An 18689-nucleotide genomic window follows, 5' to 3' on the forward strand; every position below is an offset into this window, starting at 1 on the left:
TACAGTCATCATAAACCTCCTCTGAAAACTTTTGTAAGATGCACGTCTTCCGATGCCGAACCTTTCCACTATCTTATGATTATTATAACATATTCCGCTGATTTTCACAACTTTTATTAATTATTTATCAAGGACACGTGATATTTTCGTTTTATCAATTATTGTTTTCAGAGCGGGCACGCCGAATCGGAGATGTGACGAATTGCTGCCGCGCGGGACGGCTCGGCTTACAGTTGTTCGATTTCCGCTTCGGTGAGGCCGGTAATTTGCGTAATAAAATCAAGTTTGCAATGTGCCTGCTTCATCAACTTTGCCGTTTCAAGCGCTTTTTGATGTGAGCCTTTCGCTTCACCCTGTGCAATGCCTTCTTTCAGTGCAATTTCTCTTTCTTCTTCCCGCTGCACGGCAATGTCGACATCGTAATCGTATTCGGCAATTAACATGTTCATCACCTCCTTTGACTTCCGCTGTAAGTATTCCCGTAAGATGTCGTTTTGTATGCACTCTTTGATCGCGTTCTGAAAGCCGTTTTCACTGTCGAGCTTCGTATGTCTTCTCACGGCTTCTACGAACAGCGTGTACTCTTTTAACGGTTTGCACGTATGTAAGATTTCACTTCCCTTATTATAATTGATATTCGTCACACTGACAACGACTTCGAGAGCAGGTTTTTCAGGCATCGTCATAAAGGCATCGGAGAGGCGTAATGTCACGGTTTCGGGGTAATCTTCTTCCCCGTTATAGAACACGTAGAATTCGGGCGTCGGGATCTTTTTCAATCTGCGGAGATAGCGGTCGCGCGGATTTTGGATACGTTCGTAGAGACGGGCTGCGTATTGCAAAAAGCGCAACGGCATGTTCGCGTTGACAGTCGATTGGTGTTCGACCAATATGATGATCTTTCCGTCGACGAGGCAGGCGACATCGTTGCGGAACGCCATATACATCACCTGTTCGAGCCGCAGCGGTTCCAATTCAGTCGATGCGTCAAGTTCTGTCCCATGCAATGCGTTGTAGAGAGCGAGGAAGTTTGCCTTTGCGTTTTTGTCTTCGCCGAAAAAGTCGACGAACACCGAATCTTTATATCGGCGATTGTGTTTTACCATAAAACCTCCGCTATATATATCGCGGAGATGTTGCGATTTCGGAGTTTTTTGAAGCACTTTTAGAGAAGGAGCTACGGAACCGCCGTTCGGAATATTTCCGTATATTTTTCATAAAAAACCGCGTAATTTATCACTTTATCGGCGATATATAGATCAGCGGCTCCCTTGCCGCGCTATCTCAATAACCGAAGGTGCAGCTATGGAATATACCCATAAACCCGTCGAAGAACTCACCTTTACCGACGACTTTATGTTCGGTACGGTCATGAAAAACAAAGGAATTTGTAAAGGCGTATTGGAGCGCTTATTACACATCAAAGTCGGTAAAATCGAATATCCCTCGCTGCAAAAAACGATCACTCCGTTTTACGAAAGCAAGGGCATCCGCCTCGACGTTTATGTTTCCGACTCGGAGCGTGTATTTGATATCGAAATTCAAACGTCGATTCCGCCTTTTCTTCCCAAACGCACACGCTATTACCAAAGCCTTATGGATGTCGATAACCTCTTACGCGGACAAAGCTATGCGGAATTAAAAGAGAGCTACGTCATTTTTATCTGTACGCAGGATCCCTTCGGCAAAAGCTTACCTGTCTACGAATTCCGCAATATCTGTACCGCCGACGGCACTCTTTTTCTTGATGACAAATCGTATAAAGTATTTTATAATGTGGGTGCCTACGGTAAAGAGAGAGAAGCTGAATTGAGCGCCTTGTTGCAGTATCTTTGCGAGAGGCGGGCGACGAGCGGTTTTACGCAGCAGATCGATGCGCTTGTCGAAAAAGCGAAACGGAACGAAAAGTTCAGGAGCTGGTATATGTCGTTGAATATTCATGAAGATGACTTACGCAGAGAAAGTTTACAGCTGGGTGAAAAGATCGGCTTTGAGCGGGGCGTTGCTACGGGAATACGCAAAGGCAGGAGAGACGGACTCTTACAAGGTCGACGCGACGGCATTGCTGCGGGAGCTTATCAAGCAAAGCGAGAGACGGCAAAAATTTTATCGGGTATGCAGATGAGTCTTGAAGCGATAGCAAAAGCGACCGGCCTCTCGGAAGCGGAAATCAAAAATTTATAATGGAGTATCTCGAAAAACCGGCATCGTCTATCAGATGAGCGGCAAACTTAATCAACGTAGCCTGATGCACAAATAGAATCCGATCGGAGTTATTCCCTCTCGGCGGCGCGGTAATCCCAGTTGTGTTTCGGATATCGGCCTTTCATCTCTTTGCAGATTTCCGGCCACGCGCCGCTCCAAAAACCTGCAAGATCGTCGGTAATTTGAAGCGGGCGTCTCGCGGGAGAAAGCAGTTTGAAAAGCACCGGCACACCCATAACGCGGGGTGTTTCAAAACAGCCGAAAATCTTCTGGACGATTATTTCGATCGTCGGTCGAATAATTCCTTCCGCGGCCGTATCGTATAAAAGCGTACAGGATTTTCCATTCGCGAGCACAATCGTTTGCGGCACATTTTTATCGACCTTCGCTCCGTCAAGATAATAATAAAGCGCATCGTATACCGCGTTTTCGCGGAGCGTAGTTCCCGTCAAAAAAGGCGGGAGCCATTCGCGTACGGTTTTTATTAAATTTTCTTCGGACGACTTTGCGATCGTATACGTACCGACAACGCTTACCGGAGAGCCGTCGTCGACTGTGCGGAAGGCTCTCGTATGAGCTTCATAAAAACGCACACGCGCTAAAAACGCTTTCGTCTTTTCACCGAACGGAAGCCTTGTAATGCCGTTCTTTTCGACTGCACGGCACACGGCGTATGCAAAATCTCCATCCTGCACGGCGACGCGTCTTTCCGCCAATACGATTTTTCCGAAACAAGTGTATTCGGTTTTTCGAAGCGAATGAGTTCCTTCCGCAAATTCCGTTTCCGTATACGTTTCGCTCCGCACCGAAAGCCATGCTTCCGCTTCTTCCGCAGAGAGCGCTTCCCATCGATAGATACGGCCTTCCTTTTCTCCCGCATCCACGACGGGCGCAACGATCCACTCGGAAAACACGCGAAAAGCGTCACGATCCTTTTTAGGAAGGGATGCGACGCGGCCTGACGGAAATCGATACGTACCGTCCCCTTCCAAATGCGCAATGCGGTCGGGAAATCCTGCAAGCAGCAAAACGGCGGCGGTAACATCGCTCGAGTCCTCCGAGCCGGAATTTCCGCACAGATCGGGAAAACGGTATGCGCATTTTGCAAGCCGCTTTACAAGATCGGAAAAAAAACGTTTTTGCAAGGCGGCCGGAGAATCCGCATAAGGAGAATACGCGAGCACGCATTGAAGCGCCGCTTCGACACAGGGCGCAAGGCCGCCGCGCTCTTTTTTGGATATCCCGCTTTTTTTATCTGCACTTTCGCCGACGTTTCCGAAGCTGAGTACCGAAAGCGCAACGCAGGCAAGGCGCGGGTGCAGACCGAGTGTGAGAGCGGCTTTGCCGAGTGAAGTGATACGCACGGAATTTTCCGCATCCGTCTTGTCTTCCGCAGTCAAACAGCCGAGCGCAATTAATAATTTTTGTGCGCTCTTCCAAGCGGCAGCACTCGGAGGTGTGAGCCATGAAAGCGCATCGCGCCTGTAAACGCCCCGTTCGGCACATTCGAGTACGAGTTCGGTTAAATCGGTGCGAAGTATTTCGGAAGTCGTCTCTGCAACGCGTACGTCGTTTTCGCACCACAAGCGCACGCACCGGCCGCTTCTCATGCGTCCCGCTCTGCCCTTCCGCTGCTCCGCCGAAAAGACGCTTTCGGTTTCGGTGACGAGCATCTCCATACCGGCGGCGACGTTCATGCGATTGATTCTTGCCAAACCAGAATCGATGACGACGCTTACGCCGGGAACGGAAAGAGACGTCTCTGCGATCGACGACGATAAAATAACGCGGCGGCGAGAAAAGTCATTCGGAGGAGAGAGCACTTTTTTTTGTTCATCGAAATCGATCGAACTGTGCAAAAGCAAAATATCCGCGTCGACACTTTCGCGTTCGAGTTCCGCCGCGGTTTTTCGAATATCGGCTATACCCGGAAGAAATACGAGGATGCTTCCCCTATCCCGCTTCCTCAATTCCCGCATCACCGCATCCGACGGAAGCAGGGCACCTGCGTATTCGACGTCGACCGGAAATTGACGGCCGGGTACGGCAAACACCGGTACAGCTTCACCTCCGGCTGCGAGATACGACGACAGCGATGCCGTATCGATCGTCGCCGACATGACGACGACGTATAAATCGCCGCGAAGTGACATTGTCTCTTTTAAAAACGCAAGCGCGAGATCGGCCTGCACGGATCGCTCGTGAAATTCATCGAGGACGACGACGGAAACGCCGTCCAAAAGCAAATCATCCTGCAGCATGCGCGTCAAAACGGCTTCCGTCATAACGGTAAAGCGCGTAACCTCCGATACTCTCGATTCGAGGCGCATCACATAACCTGCGGTTTTCCCGATCTCCTCTCCGAGCAGCGTCGAAACACGAGATGCGACGGAAAGAGATGCGATCCTCCGCGGTTCGAGCATAATAATTTTCCCCGAAAAGTGATTGAGAAGCGCGAGCGGAAGCGCAGTCGATTTTCCCGCACCCGTTTCCGCCGTAAGTATGAGAGAATGAGAACCGGAAGATTTAAGAGAGACGCAGATATCGTCCAGATACGGAGCGATCGGCAGCTGCTTAACAAGATCGGGATAATCGTGCACGGTACATTATACTTGTTTTAAGCGCGGCGATGCAAGCGCGCCTCAAATTCGTTAATATTAATAATTTGTTATTTTTCTTTTCCGTATTGATTTATTTTTCGCGTTAGGGTATATTTATTAATATGAAAGCAACAACAAAGACAGCCGTAAAAAAAGCGGTCGTAAAAACGCCACGCAAAGCAAAGAATCCTGCCGAAGCGTCAAAATCGCACTCTATTTCATGCGATGATGTAAAATGGGAGAAAATCCAAAAGCTTGCTGAAAAAGCCGGCATGAACGTTTCCAAATACATCATTTCAAAAGTATTGAAATAGTGTACACCGTTTTAACAAAAAACCCGCAAGGATTACCTTGCGGGTTTTTTGTTAATTTTTTTGGGCCATCCTGGACTTGAACCGGGGACCAAAGGATTATGAGTCCTCTGCTCTAACCGACTGAGCTAATGGCCCGAATTGTCAACAATAGTATCACAAAGGCCTAGTTTTGATCAATATATGAACAGGACGCCGATCAGATATTCCGCTTGCCTCTTTATACAGATCCCTCATTGACAGAACGTCGAACAAAGCATATTCTGACACTATCGTATTAAGCAAGCAAGAGGAGTATCTCATGAGTGAAAACAATTCGGAAAACAAGTTCAATTTGAAAGGCGGTTTTTCCGCAGCTTCGAAAGAAGCGACGGCTTTTAAAAAATTCATTTCGCGCGGCAATGTCGTCGATATGGCGGTCGGCGTCATCATCGGCGGCGCGTTCGGCAAAATCATTTCGAGCCTCGTCAACGATATGATCATGCCGCTTATCGGTCTGTTGATCGGCGGCATCGATTTTACGAGCTTAAGCGTAAAGATCGGCGAAGCGACGGTCGCATACGGCAATTTCATTCAAACCGTCGTCGATTTTTTAATCGTCGCAATCTGTATCTTTGTCGTCGTCAGAATCTTCGAGCGCTTTAAGAAAAAGGAAGAGAAAGAAGAAGCACCTGTCGCCAAACCCGCCGATATCGTGCTGCTCGAAGAAATCCGCGATATCTTAAAAAATAAAAATTAATAAGCCGAGCTTCGAAAAGAGCTGTCGAAAAAGTAACCGACTTTTGAGACAGCCTCTATGCTTTCGGCGAAAATCCGTCTGCTGCGTTTCGATGCCCCGTATCGTGACGTTTGATTACACACACAAGACGCAAAGCGAGAAGTACGTTACCGTCACACGGGACACAAAGCTTATACACATTTTGCAATATCCCAATGTACGCTAGGTCCACACAAACCACAGTGCCGCGGCTGCAGCTGCCGTCGTCAAAATCGTAAAGGGCGCTCCTGTTTTAAGCCAACCGGCAAAATCGACCGGATACCCTTCTCGTTTGAGAATACCCATCGCAACGACGTTTGCACTCGCTCCGAAAGGTGTCAAATTGCCGCCGAGACAGGAACCGATGAGGAGTGCAAACATATACAATTCGGCGGCGAGATCCATCCGGGAAGCGAGCGTCTGCGCGACAGGCAGCATGACGATAATATACGGTACATTGTCGACAAAGCCGGAAATCACAACCGATACGGTAAGGATCAGCATAAAGCCGACGAAGACATTGCCTCCGGTAATGCGCGCAAGGGTATGAGCAAAATCGGAGAGCAGCCCCGTTTCCGAAATGGCGCCGACGACGATAAATATGCCGATCAAAAACGCGATCGTTTCCCAATCGAGTCCTTTGATAAGCAGCCACGTTTCTCGCAGCGACCGACGCTGTACAAATCGGAACCACAGCACACCCGCAATGCCGAGTGCAAGCACGTACAGTCCCGACAAAAATTCGCAATCGAAATGCAAAAACGAAATTGCGGCCAGACCGAAGATCATCGCGAGCAGGAGAAAGAACGGAAGAGGCGAAATCACTTCGCTTTTATCCAAATCGGGTTTTTCTTTTTGCTTTGCAAAGAACAGATAAAAATACAGGCAGCCGGTAATCATACCCGTTTGGATAAAGAAAAAAATCGACGGCTTTGCCGCGTGTACGAAAAAATCGTTGAACGTATACCCCGCGTAACTTGCAAAGATCATCGACTGCGGATCTCCGACGAGCGTCGCGGTTCCTTCAAGATTCGACATGACGGCAAGTCCTATCATAAAATACGTCGGATCGATTTTAAGCTTTTTGCACAGCGCAAGCGCTATCGGCGCCATGACGAGCACTGTCGCAACGTTTTCGACGAAGATCGAAATAATCCCTGTCATCGCGAGGATGAGCACGATTGCGATTCCGGTGTTCGGCGCTTTTTCCACCATGATGTCCGCAATATACGCGGGCATCCGCGAATAGATAAAGAGCGCGGCTATTATCATGCTCCCCACATAGATCATGAGCACGTTCCAGTTGACAAGGGATGTGAACGCGTGTATGAAAGGATAGGCGCGAAGCGGAACTCCGCCGGAAGAAAAAATGCTTTCCGGAAATATCGCACCCAGCAGCAGGATGACGAGCGCCGCCGCCGATGTAAATACGATTTTTTTATGCTGCACGATGATGACGAGCGCATACATCATAACGGCAAGCGCGAGCACGACCCATTTCATTTCCATAGTTAAAAAAGTATACAGAAAAAAAAGCCGCAGGTAAATCACACGATTGTATTGCGAACCTACGTGCCGCAGATTTATCGACCTTACGCTTTGTAATTTTCATAAAATTTCTTTCGGTTGTAACTATTTTCCGTATCCGTCGTTTATAGAATGTAAGCATTATATGCAAACGCAAAGGTCACTGTTTTTCCTCCTTTTAACAGTGGCCTTATTTTTTTAACCGCGCACTTACTCCCGTTCTTTTTCCGTGATATAATAACCGCTGTATGAAAGATTCTTTTAAAGATGTGCGATGCTGTCCCGAAAGCAAAAATTGGGCGGAATGTATAAAACGCGAAGTGCCGTTGTACGGAAGAGGCAACGAAATCCGATCCGACTTCGAGCGCGATTATACACGGCTTTTGCACTCCCGCGCGTTCAGCCGCTTAAAGCATAAAACGCAGGTTTTTTTTGCGCCGCACAACGATCACACCTGTACGCGCATGGAACACGTACTGCACGTCGCTTCGGTCGCATCCGAAATCGCAAAATATCTCGGCTTGAACGAAAAGCTTGCCGCTGCAATCGCGATCGGTCACGATATCGGACATGCGCCTTTCGGTCATCACGGAGAAAATTGCCTCAATTCGCTGCTTGAACAAAAAACGGGCGTGAACGCGCCGAAAAAATTTTGGCATGAGCGGAACAGTCTTTTTTTTGCAGACTATATCGAAACGCTTGCCGATCCCGACGGGATAGAACAGCCGCTCAATTTGACGTATGCGGTGCGAGACGGGCTTATCTGCCACTGCGGCGAAATCGATCAGCAGGGCATCGTGCCGCGGACTGAAGCGATCGATCTCTATTCGATAAAGCGGCCGGGCATCGTACAGCCGTACACGTGGGAAGGCTGCGTCGTAAAGATCGCCGACAAGATCGCGTATTTGGGACGCGACATCGAAGACGCGCGGACATACCACATGCTCGATATGACGTCGTACCGCGAACTGCGCGAAATCGTCGCGACGACGCTCGGCATCGACGGCAAAGCGAAGGGTGCGTTCCGAAGCGGTAAAGCGGTCAATACGACCGTGTTGATAAACGATTTAATCGTCGACTTGTGTACGCAGTCGAGTCCCGAAGGCGGCTTGCGTTTTTCGGACGAGTATTTCCGTTTTATCATCGAACTGAAAAAATTCAATTACCGGCGGATCTATGCGCACTGGCGCATAGAAGAATTCATGCACTACGCGTCGAATATCATCAAAACGCTGTACGAAGTGCTCATGCGCGTACAACCCTATGCGCAAAACGGGCGTGCGGGACAAGCGCTGCGCTATTATCCCTCTCTGTGCATAACCTATGAAGACTGGCTCGTCAAATATGCAAACTATGCGCCGCTCGGGCACCCGGATAAAAAACGGATTCTCCGTTGCAATACCGCCGACGTCTTCGATATAAACGACAACGAGTCGTACCAAAAATGCGTCATCGAATATATTTCCGGTATGACCGATCAGTTCGCAATTCAAGTGTATGAAGAGATCATCACATTTTAAAAAATGAAATATTTGACACATAACAAAAATCCGTAGTACAATGAAATATTGTCGGCTGAACGGTAATTTCAGCCCGCCATATAAAAAAATCAAATCGTTATGAAATTTATTTGGAGGATTTCTATGAAAAAAATACTGACCGGAATCGTTTTATGCGCATCGCTGTGCGTACTCGCTTCCTGTTCAAAAAATGCGCAAAAGATGAACGTCAAGCAAACGATCGACGCGGCAAAAAACATGTCGCACGATGAACTCGTCGCAAAAGCGAAAGAAGAAGCGGCGGCGGCAAAATCTGCCGGTACCGTATTCAAAGCGTACGGAACGAGTTCGCGCATCGCAAGGGCGGCAAAAGCCTTTACCGAATTATACGGCATCGACGTCGAAACGACGAACGTCAAAGACAGTGAAATCTATACGAAACTGCAGGCTGAAATCAGCGGCAAAATCGACGGTGCGGACGTCGTGCTGACGCAAAACGGGGCGGTTATGAAAGTACAGATGGTCGATACGGGCAATCTTTTGAATTATGTACCTTCTTCCGTCGCTTCAAATATCGACGCTTCGGACAGAATGCCGCTCGTACAGCAATACATCGATAAATTGTTTATCTTCAACACCGTCGGTTCGAACGTTCCGGCAATCACGAACGTATGGCAGCTGACCGAACCCGCGATGAAAGGCAGGGTATTTTTTAAGAGCCCCGAAACGGAAAAGGTAAACGAAAATTTTCTTATCATGCTGACGAATAAAACATGGTCGGACAAGCTTGCAAAAGCGTATAAAAACTTATACGGAAAAGACATTCAGCTCGGCAGTTATAAAAACGCCGGCTATAAATGGATCGCGGAATTCCTGCACAACTGCTCCTTCGGCAATTCGGATACGACGATGGCCGAACAGATTTCAAATGCCGAAGCGTCGGGAAAAATCGGTCTTTTCGTTTTGAGCAAGCTCCGTTCGAAAACCGTGCGTACCGAAAATCTCGAAGTCGCTTCGTACTATGCGGACGGCAAAAATACGACGGTTGAGCCCTTTGCAGGCTTTATGTATCCGCTTTATGCCCAGATCGTCAAAACAACGACGATGCCCTACACGTCCATGCTCTTTGTCGAACATTTGGTATCGTCTGCGGGATTCGCTCCGTGGGGCAAAGACATCGGCGCATATTCTTCAAATACGAGTATTCCGGTAAACAAAGGCGATCAGCCGCTTTCGTATTGGAAAACGCGTCTCGTCATGGAAGACCCCGAATACATCAATGAAGCGTACGCGGACGTTTTCGAATTCATTTCAAAAAATCTGACCAAATAGCCTGATGGGAGCTGTCATGTCAAAAAAAGCGGCGAATCATATAAAGACATTTTTTCAAAACCCCGCGAACGTCATCCTTGTCGTATTTTTCGTTTTGCTCGCGGCGCTGACGTTGTATCCGCTGCTTTCGCTCGTATTGGAAACCTACAGCGTTCATCCGATGGAAATGCAGCTCATACGCAAACCGATCGGCGCACTCACTCCGTACCACTGGAAGAGACTGCTCACCGGCGGCGAATATTCCGTTAATAATTTTTATCGTCCGCTGCTGAACACGGTGTTCATGGCGATCATCGCGTCCGTCATTGCGATTTTTTTCGGCGGATCGGTCGCGTGGCTCATTACGAGAACGAATCTCAAATATAAAAAATTCATTTCATTCGTATTCGTCTTTCCGTATATCATGCCGTCGTGGACGCTTGCGATGTTTTGGACGAACTTTTTCAGAAATGCGAACGTCGGTATGGGTATCACGGGCATCTTTACGGCGCTTACGGGCATCGCAATGCCGGAATGGTTCGTCTACGGAATCTTTCCCTGCTCGGTCGTACTCGGGCTTCACTATTCGCCGTTCGCCTACATCCTCATCGGCGGCATCCTCCGCAATATGGACGCAAACCTCGAAGAAGCCGCGACGATTTTAAAAGCGAGCCGCGCAAAGATCATGCGGAAAATTACGCTGCCGATCGTCATGCCCGCCCTTCTTTCGACTTTTCTGCTCGTGTTCGCCTCCGCGATGAGCGCATACGCCGTTCCGGTTTTTCTCGGATCGCCCGTGCGCTTTTGGGTGCTCACGACAAAGATGTACACGATGATGAACGGCAATTTCCAAGGGCAGGGATACATCATCGCGTTTACGATGATTTTATTCGGTATCGGCATATTGGGATTGAATCAATGGTTTACCGGCAGGCGAAAATCGTTTACGACGATCACCGGAAAATCTTCGCAGATTTCGCTCGTGAACCTTCGCGGCGCAAGGACGCCGCTTTCTGCCGTCCTCGTCGTCCTCTTGTGCTTTATCGCGATCGTGCCGCTCATCACCTTTGCCCTTGAGTCCATGCTTCTCCTGCCCGGCGATTATTCGCTGAAAAATTTTACGCTCGACTTTTGGATCGGACGCGGCGAATCCGCCCTCGAAAACGGCATGGACGCGGGCATTCTCATGAGCGCCGACGTGTGGCGTACGCTGTGGAACAGCCTCCGCCTGTCGGTCGTGTGTTCCGTCGTCGCCGGCACAAGCGGCATCCTTATCGGCTATGCGATCGGAAAACGTCGCGGATCGAAATTAGCAACTTTCGTCAACAACCTCGCGTTTTTCCCGTACCTCATGCCGTCGATGGCGTTCGGCGCGATCTACCTTTCGATTGCGACGAAGATCCCTTTTTTATACGGTTCGTTTTTTATCCTCGCGCTCATCGGTTCGGTAAAATATCTGCCCTTCGCATCGAGAAGCGGCGTCAACGCCATGCTGCAGCTTTCAAACGAAATCGAAGAAGCCGCCGTCATCGTCGGCGTGCCGTGGATAAAGCGCATGTCACACATCATCGTTCCGATTCAAAAGGCGACGTTTCTGTCGGGATTTTTGCTGCCGTTTATTTCGTGCATGAGAGAGCTTTCGCTGTTCGCACTCCTCGTCACGCCGCAAAACAAAGTGCTTACGACGATGCTCATGCAGTTCAACGAAAAAGGCTATACGCAGTACGGCAACGCGATCAACCTCATGATCATCGTACTCGTATTGCTTATCAATTTTACCGTAAATAAAGCGACCGGCGCTTCGATCGACAAGGGTGTCGGCGGCGCGTAAATCAATTCGAAAAATCGTTTGTACGGGCGGACGGGCTGTGCGCACTATGGAATCACGCGGTTCGAATCGCCCGTATTTTTTTATCGGAAAACGAGTGCGCTTTTATCACCCCAATACGACGCGGCGCAAAATAGTATTTATCCGTTTTTCGTAATCTTTTTGCGGCGACTTCAAAGCCTTTAAAATATCGGAATCAATAGGGATACAGATTTTTCCGTCTTTCCGCTTTTCGTGTACGGAAGCGGGATGATTTACGTATCGCGGCTTAAACTGTCGAAGCTGTTCGTCCGTAAGTTCGGGACAATCTTCATCGTACACTATATTTGCATCGTCGAGCGCTTTAAGTTCTTTTTTCGACATCGGCGGAAGATTCTTGATTTCATCTGAGGTCATAATTACGGTAGTATTCGATTCTTTCCTTTTCATTCGCTTTTCTCGCTGAAATAATCCGTATTTTATTATTTCTTTCCGTATACACTACAAAAAGAACTCTCCCGCACATACCGATACCGTTCCATCGTTCTTCGCTTTCATTCGAATGTGCTATGTCGGGCATATCGATCATCTTCGGATCAAAGAAAATCTGTGCCGCACGCAGGAATGAAATGCCGTGTTTTTTTATATTTTCATTATTTTTCTTTTCATCCCATTCAAACTGCATGAAGCTCTCATATAAAATGTATAATCATCTCAATCGATATGTCAAGACAAATATCCGTTTTTTTTCGGCGCAAAATCCGCCTGCGGGTACGATCAAATCCGGTGCATCGCGGAAAACACTTTTTCGCTCATGATGTTGATTTCGACGCCCATAGCGTCTGCGGTTTTATCCATTTCAGCGCGGAGGTTTTCTATAGAAATATCGGCGCCGTCGAGATCTACCATCATCATCATAACGAAATTACCGGAAAGGATCGTCTGCGAAATATCGGCTATATTGACTTTGTGCTCGGCGAGAAAGCCGCTCACTTTTGCGATGATGCCGACCTTATCCGAGCCGACGACGGTGATAATTGCATTCATAAAACGAGTGTAGCGCATTATTTGATATCTCGCAAGCCGGCGCATTGCAATCTGCGCGAAAACGGATTATAATATCTATAGCGGACAGTTTGATCAGTCCGATTGTGTATGACGAGGGACCTATGTACGGTAACGCCGGCACAACGCTTTTCCAATCTCAAACAGCGCTCCGTGCGGTCAGTCCGTATCGGAGCGTTTTGTATATATGCACACTTTGCCCCGAGACGAAGTACGCAAAAATCATAATTATGAGAAGTAGTATGCAACGAAAAACAGGTTTGAGAAAAATATCAAAAAGATGAGCTGTTAATCAGCGTTTCCTCAGGAGGTTTCTATGAAGAACATGTTTTTAAAATTCGGAGCTGCCGTGCTTTTTGTATCGGCCATCTTCTTTGCGGGCTGTGCAGGAAGTCCCGATGACGGCAATAAAATAGCGCAAGCCGTTGAACCGGGTACCATAGGACAGCCGCCCGAATCTCTTTTCGCCGCATCGAAATTGGCGCAGGAAATCGATCCTGCCGATAGTAAAGTAATTCTTTTCTACTATCGTCCTGACGGTACATATGCAGACTGGGGACTGTGGCTCTGGAAAGAAGGCGGCGAAGGAGGGCCGGGATATGAGGCGACTAAGGGCAAAGCCGTTTCACGCACTATTGACGGAAAAACTGTTGCCTATTGGGATATCAGTACACTGACTTCAAGTTTGACCGACATACAAAATGTTATTGCAACTAAGGATAAGTTGAATTTTATTGTTCGTAATGCAGATTGGATTAAGGACGTTGATGGCGACCGTTTTATGTCTTTGACCGACGGTAAACATTTTATGGTTATAAATAAGGATCCTTCCGTGTATTCCGTTAAACCGACTTTTGACCCCTGTTTGGTTTCCGCTGCGACAGAAGATGTAAATATCATAAAACTGAAACTTTCCGTTAAGTTCGGACTTGAAACAAGTGCGGCTTCCAACGGTTTTGTTTTGAAATCCGATAATGGGGGAGAAATCTCCGTTGTTGACGTAAAAAACTATGATTACAAGTCAAGTTCCGATCGCAGCAACAATTTTGCCGATACGTTGTACATAAAAGCCGGCGGAAATCTTGATCCTTCCAAAAAGTGGTTTATAAGCCATCCCAAGTTTAAACCGTCGACAGGGCTGGAAGTCGAAATGACGGCTGCAACGAAAGCCCAGTACGGCGATTATGAATATCCCGGAACCGATTTGGGACTTACGCTGAACGGGTCTACGGCTTCATTCAAAACTTGGGCTCCTTTAGCAAGCGATGTTACACTTTTACTTTTTAATAATTCAAATTCACTTGAAACACCCGCTCATATTCAACCTATGACAAAAGACGGCAATGGAATATGGGCCGCTTCAAATGTAAACGTTGCATCTTACAAGTATTATAAGTTTAGAATTACAAACGGCGGCGTATCAAACGATGTATGTGATATTTATGCCAAAGTTGCCGGTGCGGACTCCGTTGCGGCGCAGATTGCAGATATAAATTCGGATACATCTGCGATTCCTTCCGGTGCGCACTACGGCACAAAGGAAAACTACAAAAACCCGTTCGGCAATAACGGTACACAGACAAAATCTTATACGGATGCGGTGATTTACGAAATGCATATCCGCGACTGGTCAAAAGTGGAAAATGCAGCCACTACCGGAAAATATCTTGAAATTGCAAACGGGACTAAAGTTATTGCGCATCTTCGAGATTTAGGAGTTACCCACGTTCAGCTTCTTCCCGTTTTTGACTATGCGGAAAAGAATTCAAATACCGACTACAACTGGGGATACAATCCGTATCACTATAATGTCCCTGAAGGACGCTATGTTTCGGCCAGTTACACGGACGGAACGCAAGCAGTCCTTGAACTGCGTACTTTGATAAACAAACTTCATGAAGCCGGTATTGCCGTGATTATGGATGTCGTATACAACCACACAAGCGGAACGGGAACGGATTCTCTTTATGATATGACCGCTCCCTACTATTACTACAATATGGCGGCGGACGGAACTTATATAAACGGCAGCGGCTGCGGAAATGAAATCGATACGGCTGCTCCTATGTCCAAAAAGTATATAATCGAATCGTTAAAACATTGGATGCTTGATTATCACATGAACGGATTCCGTTTCGATTTAATGGGCTGCATAGAGAAATCGACTATGAAAGAAATTTATAAAGAACTTTCAGCCATCGATAAAAACGTTATGGTGTACGGAGAACCGTGGACGGGCGGCACCAGCGGCGTGAAAAACGGAATCACGGCAGGAACAAAGGGCAGTATAGACGAGTGTGCTGATGAGACTTATTCGAACAACGGAGTTGCCTGCTTCGATGACGATTTCCGCAACGCCATTAAAGGTGCCGAATTCGGCGGATTTAAGCTCGGTCATGTTCAAGGGACATTTGCCGACTCTGCTGTAATAAAAGGTTTGCTGGGCTCAAAGTATGATGTAGATGTCATCGGTCGTTTTATCAATTATGTCGAATGTCACGATAACTATACTCTGTTTGATAAACTGGCAATTTCTCGTTCTTATACAACGCCGCCTAAAGCTCCCGTCGATTTGTTCGGCAAAATCGGTGCGGAGGGTCTGAAGGACGTTAAAAAGCAAGACATGCTTGCTGCGGCATACGTATTCTTGGCTCAAGGTACGCCGTTTATAAACGGAGGACAAGAATTCCTGCGTACAAAGCAAGGAGATGAAAACAGTTACAATAAACCCGATGCGATAAATGCTATCGATCTCGGTTTTAAAACCACCTACTCCGATGTATATAATATGTACAAAGGTTTAATCGCTTTAAGAAAGGGAAATCATGACGCATTCGGCGCTAATTCTTCTGCAACTGCACAAACGCTTAAGGCAGGCTTGACGAAGTATGCAACGAAAGATTTCCTGGTGTACTTTAATGCTACCGCAGAAAAACAATCTATTAGCCATGAAGGCTATACAAAACTTATTGATGTGAGTTCCGGTTCCGTAACGGAGTCTTCGACGATTCCTTCGGAAGTTGCTGCCAAGAGCTTTATTATTCTGAAAAAATAGCGTAAAAGTCGTCGAATATGAAGGTATTGTAAAAAGTATCGGAATGCGGATGCATTGTGACAAAGTAAAATCATCGCCCGGCACCGTTTTCAAAGCCGGGCGATACAATGCGCTCCCTTGACTAACGCTTTCGCTCGGTATACTATTTTCACGATACTTGCTTATTCGTAATAAAACATATCAAGGAGGTACGATAAAAAATGTCGTCTGAAATATCGCCGACACTTTTTATTTCGAGTTTGCTTGGATGTTTGCAGAAGACGTGTATACGTGTCGTTTCGATAAAAATCGCATGAATACGATACACTTTATTTTGCAAACTCGACTATTGAACGTGTGCGCATACGCGCACGGCTAAAAACTTTTTCGGAAATTGATATTTCCTGCAAAAGTTTTTATGGGAGAACACAATGAAAAAAACAATCGCAGTTCTGTGCGCACTGCTTGCAGCCGGTGCAGTCTTTGCAATGGGAGACGCCGATTCTTCGGCAGCCGGAAAAAAATCGCTCCGCGTCGGCATGGTAACCGATGCCGGAACCATCGACGACAAATCATTCAACCAAGGCACGTGGGAAGGCATTCTCCGTGCACAAAAAGATATGGGCATCGAATGTAAATATCTGAAACCTGCGGGAACGACGGAAGCCGATTATCTCAAAGAAATCGGAAACCTCGCGGATGCGGGCTATCAGATGATCGTCTGCCCGGGCTTCAAATTCGAAACCGCCGTTTTCGCAGCGCAAGACAAATACCCGAAAGTCAAATTCGTCATCCTCGACGGAAAACCGCACAATGCCGATTATTCCGTATTCAAAACGGCGCCGAACGTCGCGGCCATTTCGTGGCTTGAACAGCAGTCGGCATTTATCGCGGGCGTCGCGGCGGCGGTGCAGGTCAAAGAAGGCAGCTTCGGCTTTATCGGCGGCATGGAAATCCCCGCCGTTCAAAAATTCAACTGGGGATGGCAGCAGGGCATCAAATACGCGAACGAAAACTTCGGCACGAAGATAACGATCAAAGCCGAAAACGTCATCTATCAGGGAACTTTCAGCGACGTCGCGGCAGGTCAGCAGCTTGCAGCTTCCATGTTCGATAAAGGCGTCAAAGTCATCCACGCTGCCGCAGGCGGTGTCGGCGTCGGCGTCATCAACGAAGCGAAAACGAGGCGCTCTACCGGCAAAGACGTATGGGTCGTCGGCGTCGACGTCGATCAATACAACGAAGGCATGATGCCGAACAAAAAGAGCGCCGTGCTCACATCCGCTATGAAATTCCTCGACCGCGCTTCGTACGACATGATCAAAGCCGAACTCGCGGGCCAATTCCCCGGCGGCAAAGAACTCGAGTTCACGGCGAATAACGACGGCGTCGGCATCCCCTTGAAAAACCCGAACCTCTCGGCGGAAGCCCAAAAACGCGCAACCGAAGCATTCGAAGCTATCAAATCGGGAAAAGTTATCGTTGTGGATAACCCTGCAGGATTAATAAAATAAAAATCGGGACGAAACGGTCGGAAGAACCCGCCCTCCGCGGCTCGCTCACGCTCGGCCGCGTCCCTCGCTTGCGCTCGCTCCGGCGTCTGCCTTCGGCACCGCTCCGCGCGGGCGTAGGCTGACGGTGTAAAAGCACCGTCGAAAGCAGACCCTTTACGACACGGCGGCCGCGACATTTGCAACGAGCGCGAAGCGCGAAGTTCCCCGCGCAAACGGCAGGGCTGCTGCCGGGAGTGCAGCCTATTTTTTAGGGTAACCGTTATTTTTTTGGAATATAGATTCTCATGCGTAAGCCCTAACTGTTACGCTTTTTCAAGCAAATCGCACACGACTTTTTGCGCGATCAAAAGCCCCGCGGCCGCAGGCACAAATGAAATGCTTGCGGGTACCTTTCCGCTGACGGACGGCAGCTCCGTCGAATAGAGCACCGGAACTTTTTCTATGCCTTTCTTTTTCAATTCCCGCCGCACGACGCGCGCAAGCGGACACACGCTCGTCTCCGCTATATCGGCAATGCGAAAACGCGATGCATCGAGTTTGTTTCCCGTACCCATAGCGCTTATGATCCGCGTACCCGCATCTTTCGCTCTTTTGATGATTTCGATCTTTGCCGCGACGGTGTCGACGGCATCGACGACGTAATCCCAGCGGGAAAAGTCAAAGCGATCGGCCGTGTCGGGAATAAAAAAACAGCGATGAGCCGTTACGGTGCATTCGGGATTGATGTCGCGGATACGCGCGGCAGCGACATCGACTTTATACGCGCCGACCGTGCTGTCAAGCGCGTATATCTGCCGGTTTATGTTTGAAGCGGAAACGGTATCGTTATCGACGATATCGAGAGAACCGATACCCGCACGCGAAAGCGCTTCTACGACAAAGCCTCCGACTCCTCCGATACCGAACACGATGACGCGGCTTTTTTGCAGCGTTTCGATGCCGTCCTCTCCGACGAGCATCCTCGTGCGTGAAAAGCGATCTTCATCGGATCGAGCGCATTCGACTCCTCCGGCGTTCATCGCGGATTCTGTATGACACATCGCGCTTTCCGTATCGTGC

General features: G+C 48.2%; 15 protein-coding genes and 1 tRNA gene. 8 read left to right on the forward strand and 8 right to left on the reverse strand.

Annotated elements, in window-relative coordinates:
• Positions 1-227: 227 nt before the first annotated feature.
• On the reverse strand, positions 228-1106 hold the full coding sequence (locus IZU26_RS08935) for an Rpn family recombination-promoting nuclease/putative transposase (RefSeq protein ID WP_433278430.1): 879 nt from the start codon (positions 1104-1106) through the stop codon (positions 228-230).
• 199 nt (positions 1107-1305) lie between these two features.
• On the opposite strand from IZU26_RS08935, the gene IZU26_RS08940 reads away from it, so the two are divergent.
• Positions 1306-2184: an Rpn family recombination-promoting nuclease/putative transposase gene (locus IZU26_RS08940; RefSeq protein WP_433278432.1), complete on the forward strand. Its 879-nt coding sequence runs from the start codon at positions 1306-1308 to the stop codon at positions 2182-2184.
• Between the two features lie 89 nt (positions 2185-2273).
• On the opposite strand, the gene hrpB is transcribed toward IZU26_RS08940, so the two are convergent.
• Complete coding sequence (gene hrpB, locus IZU26_RS08945) at positions 2274-4805, reverse strand: ATP-dependent helicase HrpB (RefSeq protein WP_433278434.1); 2532 nt, start codon at positions 4803-4805, stop codon at positions 2274-2276.
• A 122-nt stretch (positions 4806-4927) separates the two neighbouring features.
• Here hrpB and IZU26_RS08950 point away from each other — a divergent pair, with 122 nt between their 5' ends.
• Positions 4928-5119: a hypothetical protein gene (locus IZU26_RS08950; RefSeq protein ID WP_021330334.1), complete on the forward strand. Its 192-nt coding sequence runs from the start codon at positions 4928-4930 to the stop codon at positions 5117-5119.
• 61 nt (positions 5120-5180) lie between these two features.
• Here the strand turns inward: IZU26_RS08950 and IZU26_RS08955 are convergent.
• Positions 5181-5254: transfer RNA gene (locus IZU26_RS08955), tRNA-Ile, on the reverse strand.
• Positions 5255-5417: 163 nt separating this feature from the next.
• On the opposite strand from IZU26_RS08955, the gene mscL reads away from it, so the two are divergent.
• The gene (mscL, locus tag IZU26_RS08960; protein WP_433278436.1) at positions 5418-5855 is read left to right on the forward strand and encodes a large-conductance mechanosensitive channel protein MscL; all 438 of its coding nucleotides are present in this window, start codon (positions 5418-5420) and stop codon (positions 5853-5855) included.
• Positions 5856-6056: 201 nt separating this feature from the next.
• On the opposite strand, the gene IZU26_RS08965 is transcribed toward mscL, so the two are convergent.
• A complete protein-coding gene (locus IZU26_RS08965) occupies positions 6057-7382 on the reverse strand; it encodes an SLC13 family permease (protein WP_433278438.1) in 1326 nt (441 codons plus the stop codon).
• A gap of 266 nt (positions 7383-7648) precedes the next feature.
• Here IZU26_RS08965 and IZU26_RS08970 point away from each other — a divergent pair, with 266 nt between their 5' ends.
• From IZU26_RS08970 to IZU26_RS08980, 3 genes are all read left to right on the forward strand, one after another.
• Positions 7649-8920, forward strand: a complete 1272-nt coding sequence (locus IZU26_RS08970; protein WP_021330289.1) for a deoxyguanosinetriphosphate triphosphohydrolase family protein — start codon at positions 7649-7651, stop codon at positions 8918-8920.
• A gap of 123 nt (positions 8921-9043) precedes the next feature.
• On the forward strand, positions 9044-10231 hold the full coding sequence (locus tag IZU26_RS08975; RefSeq protein WP_433278440.1) for an ABC transporter substrate-binding protein: 1188 nt from the start codon (positions 9044-9046) through the stop codon (positions 10229-10231).
• A 16-nt stretch (positions 10232-10247) separates the two neighbouring features.
• A complete protein-coding gene (locus IZU26_RS08980) occupies positions 10248-12041 on the forward strand; it encodes an ABC transporter permease (protein WP_021330354.1) in 1794 nt (597 codons plus the stop codon).
• A 105-nt stretch (positions 12042-12146) separates the two neighbouring features.
• On the opposite strand, the gene IZU26_RS08985 is transcribed toward IZU26_RS08980, so the two are convergent.
• The 3 genes from IZU26_RS08985 to IZU26_RS08995 form a co-directional block, all read right to left on the reverse strand.
• Entirely contained in the window at positions 12147-12434 is a 288-nt protein-coding gene (locus tag IZU26_RS08985; protein ID WP_021330287.1) for a BrnA antitoxin family protein, read from the reverse strand.
• Positions 12421-12702 carry a BrnT family toxin gene (locus IZU26_RS08990; RefSeq protein WP_021330327.1) on the reverse strand — a complete coding sequence of 94 codons (282 nt, stop codon included), beginning with the start codon at positions 12700-12702 and terminating at the stop codon, positions 12421-12423. Before IZU26_RS08990 ends, IZU26_RS08985 begins: the two co-directional genes overlap by 14 nt.
• Before the next feature lie 92 nt (positions 12703-12794).
• Positions 12795-13064: an ACT domain-containing protein gene (locus IZU26_RS08995; protein WP_433278443.1), complete on the reverse strand. Its 270-nt coding sequence runs from the start codon at positions 13062-13064 to the stop codon at positions 12795-12797.
• A 334-nt stretch (positions 13065-13398) separates the two neighbouring features.
• Here IZU26_RS08995 and IZU26_RS09000 point away from each other — a divergent pair, with 334 nt between their 5' ends.
• Both IZU26_RS09000 and IZU26_RS09005 read left to right on the forward strand, forming a co-directional pair.
• Positions 13399-16137, forward strand: a complete 2739-nt coding sequence (locus tag IZU26_RS09000; RefSeq protein ID WP_433278445.1) for a pullulanase-associated domain-containing protein — start codon at positions 13399-13401, stop codon at positions 16135-16137.
• A 410-nt stretch (positions 16138-16547) separates the two neighbouring features.
• Positions 16548-17630 carry a BMP family lipoprotein gene (locus IZU26_RS09005; RefSeq protein ID WP_433278447.1) on the forward strand — a complete coding sequence of 361 codons (1083 nt, stop codon included), beginning with the start codon at positions 16548-16550 and terminating at the stop codon, positions 17628-17630.
• A gap of 302 nt (positions 17631-17932) precedes the next feature.
• On the opposite strand, the gene IZU26_RS09010 is transcribed toward IZU26_RS09005, so the two are convergent.
• Positions 17933-18670, reverse strand: a complete 738-nt coding sequence (locus IZU26_RS09010) for a tRNA threonylcarbamoyladenosine dehydratase (RefSeq protein WP_433278449.1) — start codon at positions 18668-18670, stop codon at positions 17933-17935.
• Between the last annotated feature and the right edge of the window lie 19 nt (positions 18671-18689).

Source organism: Treponema sp. SP13, assembly GCF_050938355.1.
In the GTDB taxonomy this organism is placed as follows: Bacteria; Spirochaetota; Spirochaetia; order Treponematales; family Treponemataceae; genus Treponema_D; species Treponema_D socranskii.

Excerpts from the sequence above, each read along its gene's own strand:
- IZU26_RS08935 (WP_433278430.1), bottom strand. The coding sequence starts at position 1,106 with ATGGTAAAACACAATCGCCGATATAAAGATTCGGTGTTCGTCGACTTT.
- IZU26_RS08940 (WP_433278432.1), top strand. The coding sequence starts at position 1,306 with ATGGAATATACCCATAAACCCGTCGAAGAACTCACCTTTACCGACGAC.
- IZU26_RS08950 (WP_021330334.1), top strand. The coding sequence starts at position 4,928 with ATGAAAGCAACAACAAAGACAGCCGTAAAAAAAGCGGTCGTAAAAACG.
- mscL (WP_433278436.1), top strand. The coding sequence starts at position 5,418 with ATGAGTGAAAACAATTCGGAAAACAAGTTCAATTTGAAAGGCGGTTTT.
- IZU26_RS08965 (WP_433278438.1), bottom strand. The coding sequence starts at position 7,382 with ATGGAAATGAAATGGGTCGTGCTCGCGCTTGCCGTTATGATGTATGCG.
- IZU26_RS08970 (WP_021330289.1), top strand. The coding sequence starts at position 7,649 with ATGAAAGATTCTTTTAAAGATGTGCGATGCTGTCCCGAAAGCAAAAAT.
- IZU26_RS08975 (WP_433278440.1), top strand. The coding sequence starts at position 9,044 with ATGAAAAAAATACTGACCGGAATCGTTTTATGCGCATCGCTGTGCGTA.
- IZU26_RS08980 (WP_021330354.1), top strand. The coding sequence starts at position 10,248 with ATGTCAAAAAAAGCGGCGAATCATATAAAGACATTTTTTCAAAACCCC.
- IZU26_RS08985 (WP_021330287.1), bottom strand. The coding sequence starts at position 12,434 with ATGACCTCAGATGAAATCAAGAATCTTCCGCCGATGTCGAAAAAAGAA.
- IZU26_RS08990 (WP_021330327.1), bottom strand. The coding sequence starts at position 12,702 with ATGCAGTTTGAATGGGATGAAAAGAAAAATAATGAAAATATAAAAAAA.
- IZU26_RS08995 (WP_433278443.1), bottom strand. The coding sequence starts at position 13,064 with ATGAATGCAATTATCACCGTCGTCGGCTCGGATAAGGTCGGCATCATC.
- IZU26_RS09000 (WP_433278445.1), top strand. The coding sequence starts at position 13,399 with ATGAAGAACATGTTTTTAAAATTCGGAGCTGCCGTGCTTTTTGTATCG.
- IZU26_RS09005 (WP_433278447.1), top strand. The coding sequence starts at position 16,548 with ATGAAAAAAACAATCGCAGTTCTGTGCGCACTGCTTGCAGCCGGTGCA.
- IZU26_RS09010 (WP_433278449.1), bottom strand. The coding sequence starts at position 18,670 with ATGTGTCATACAGAATCCGCGATGAACGCCGGAGGAGTCGAATGCGCT.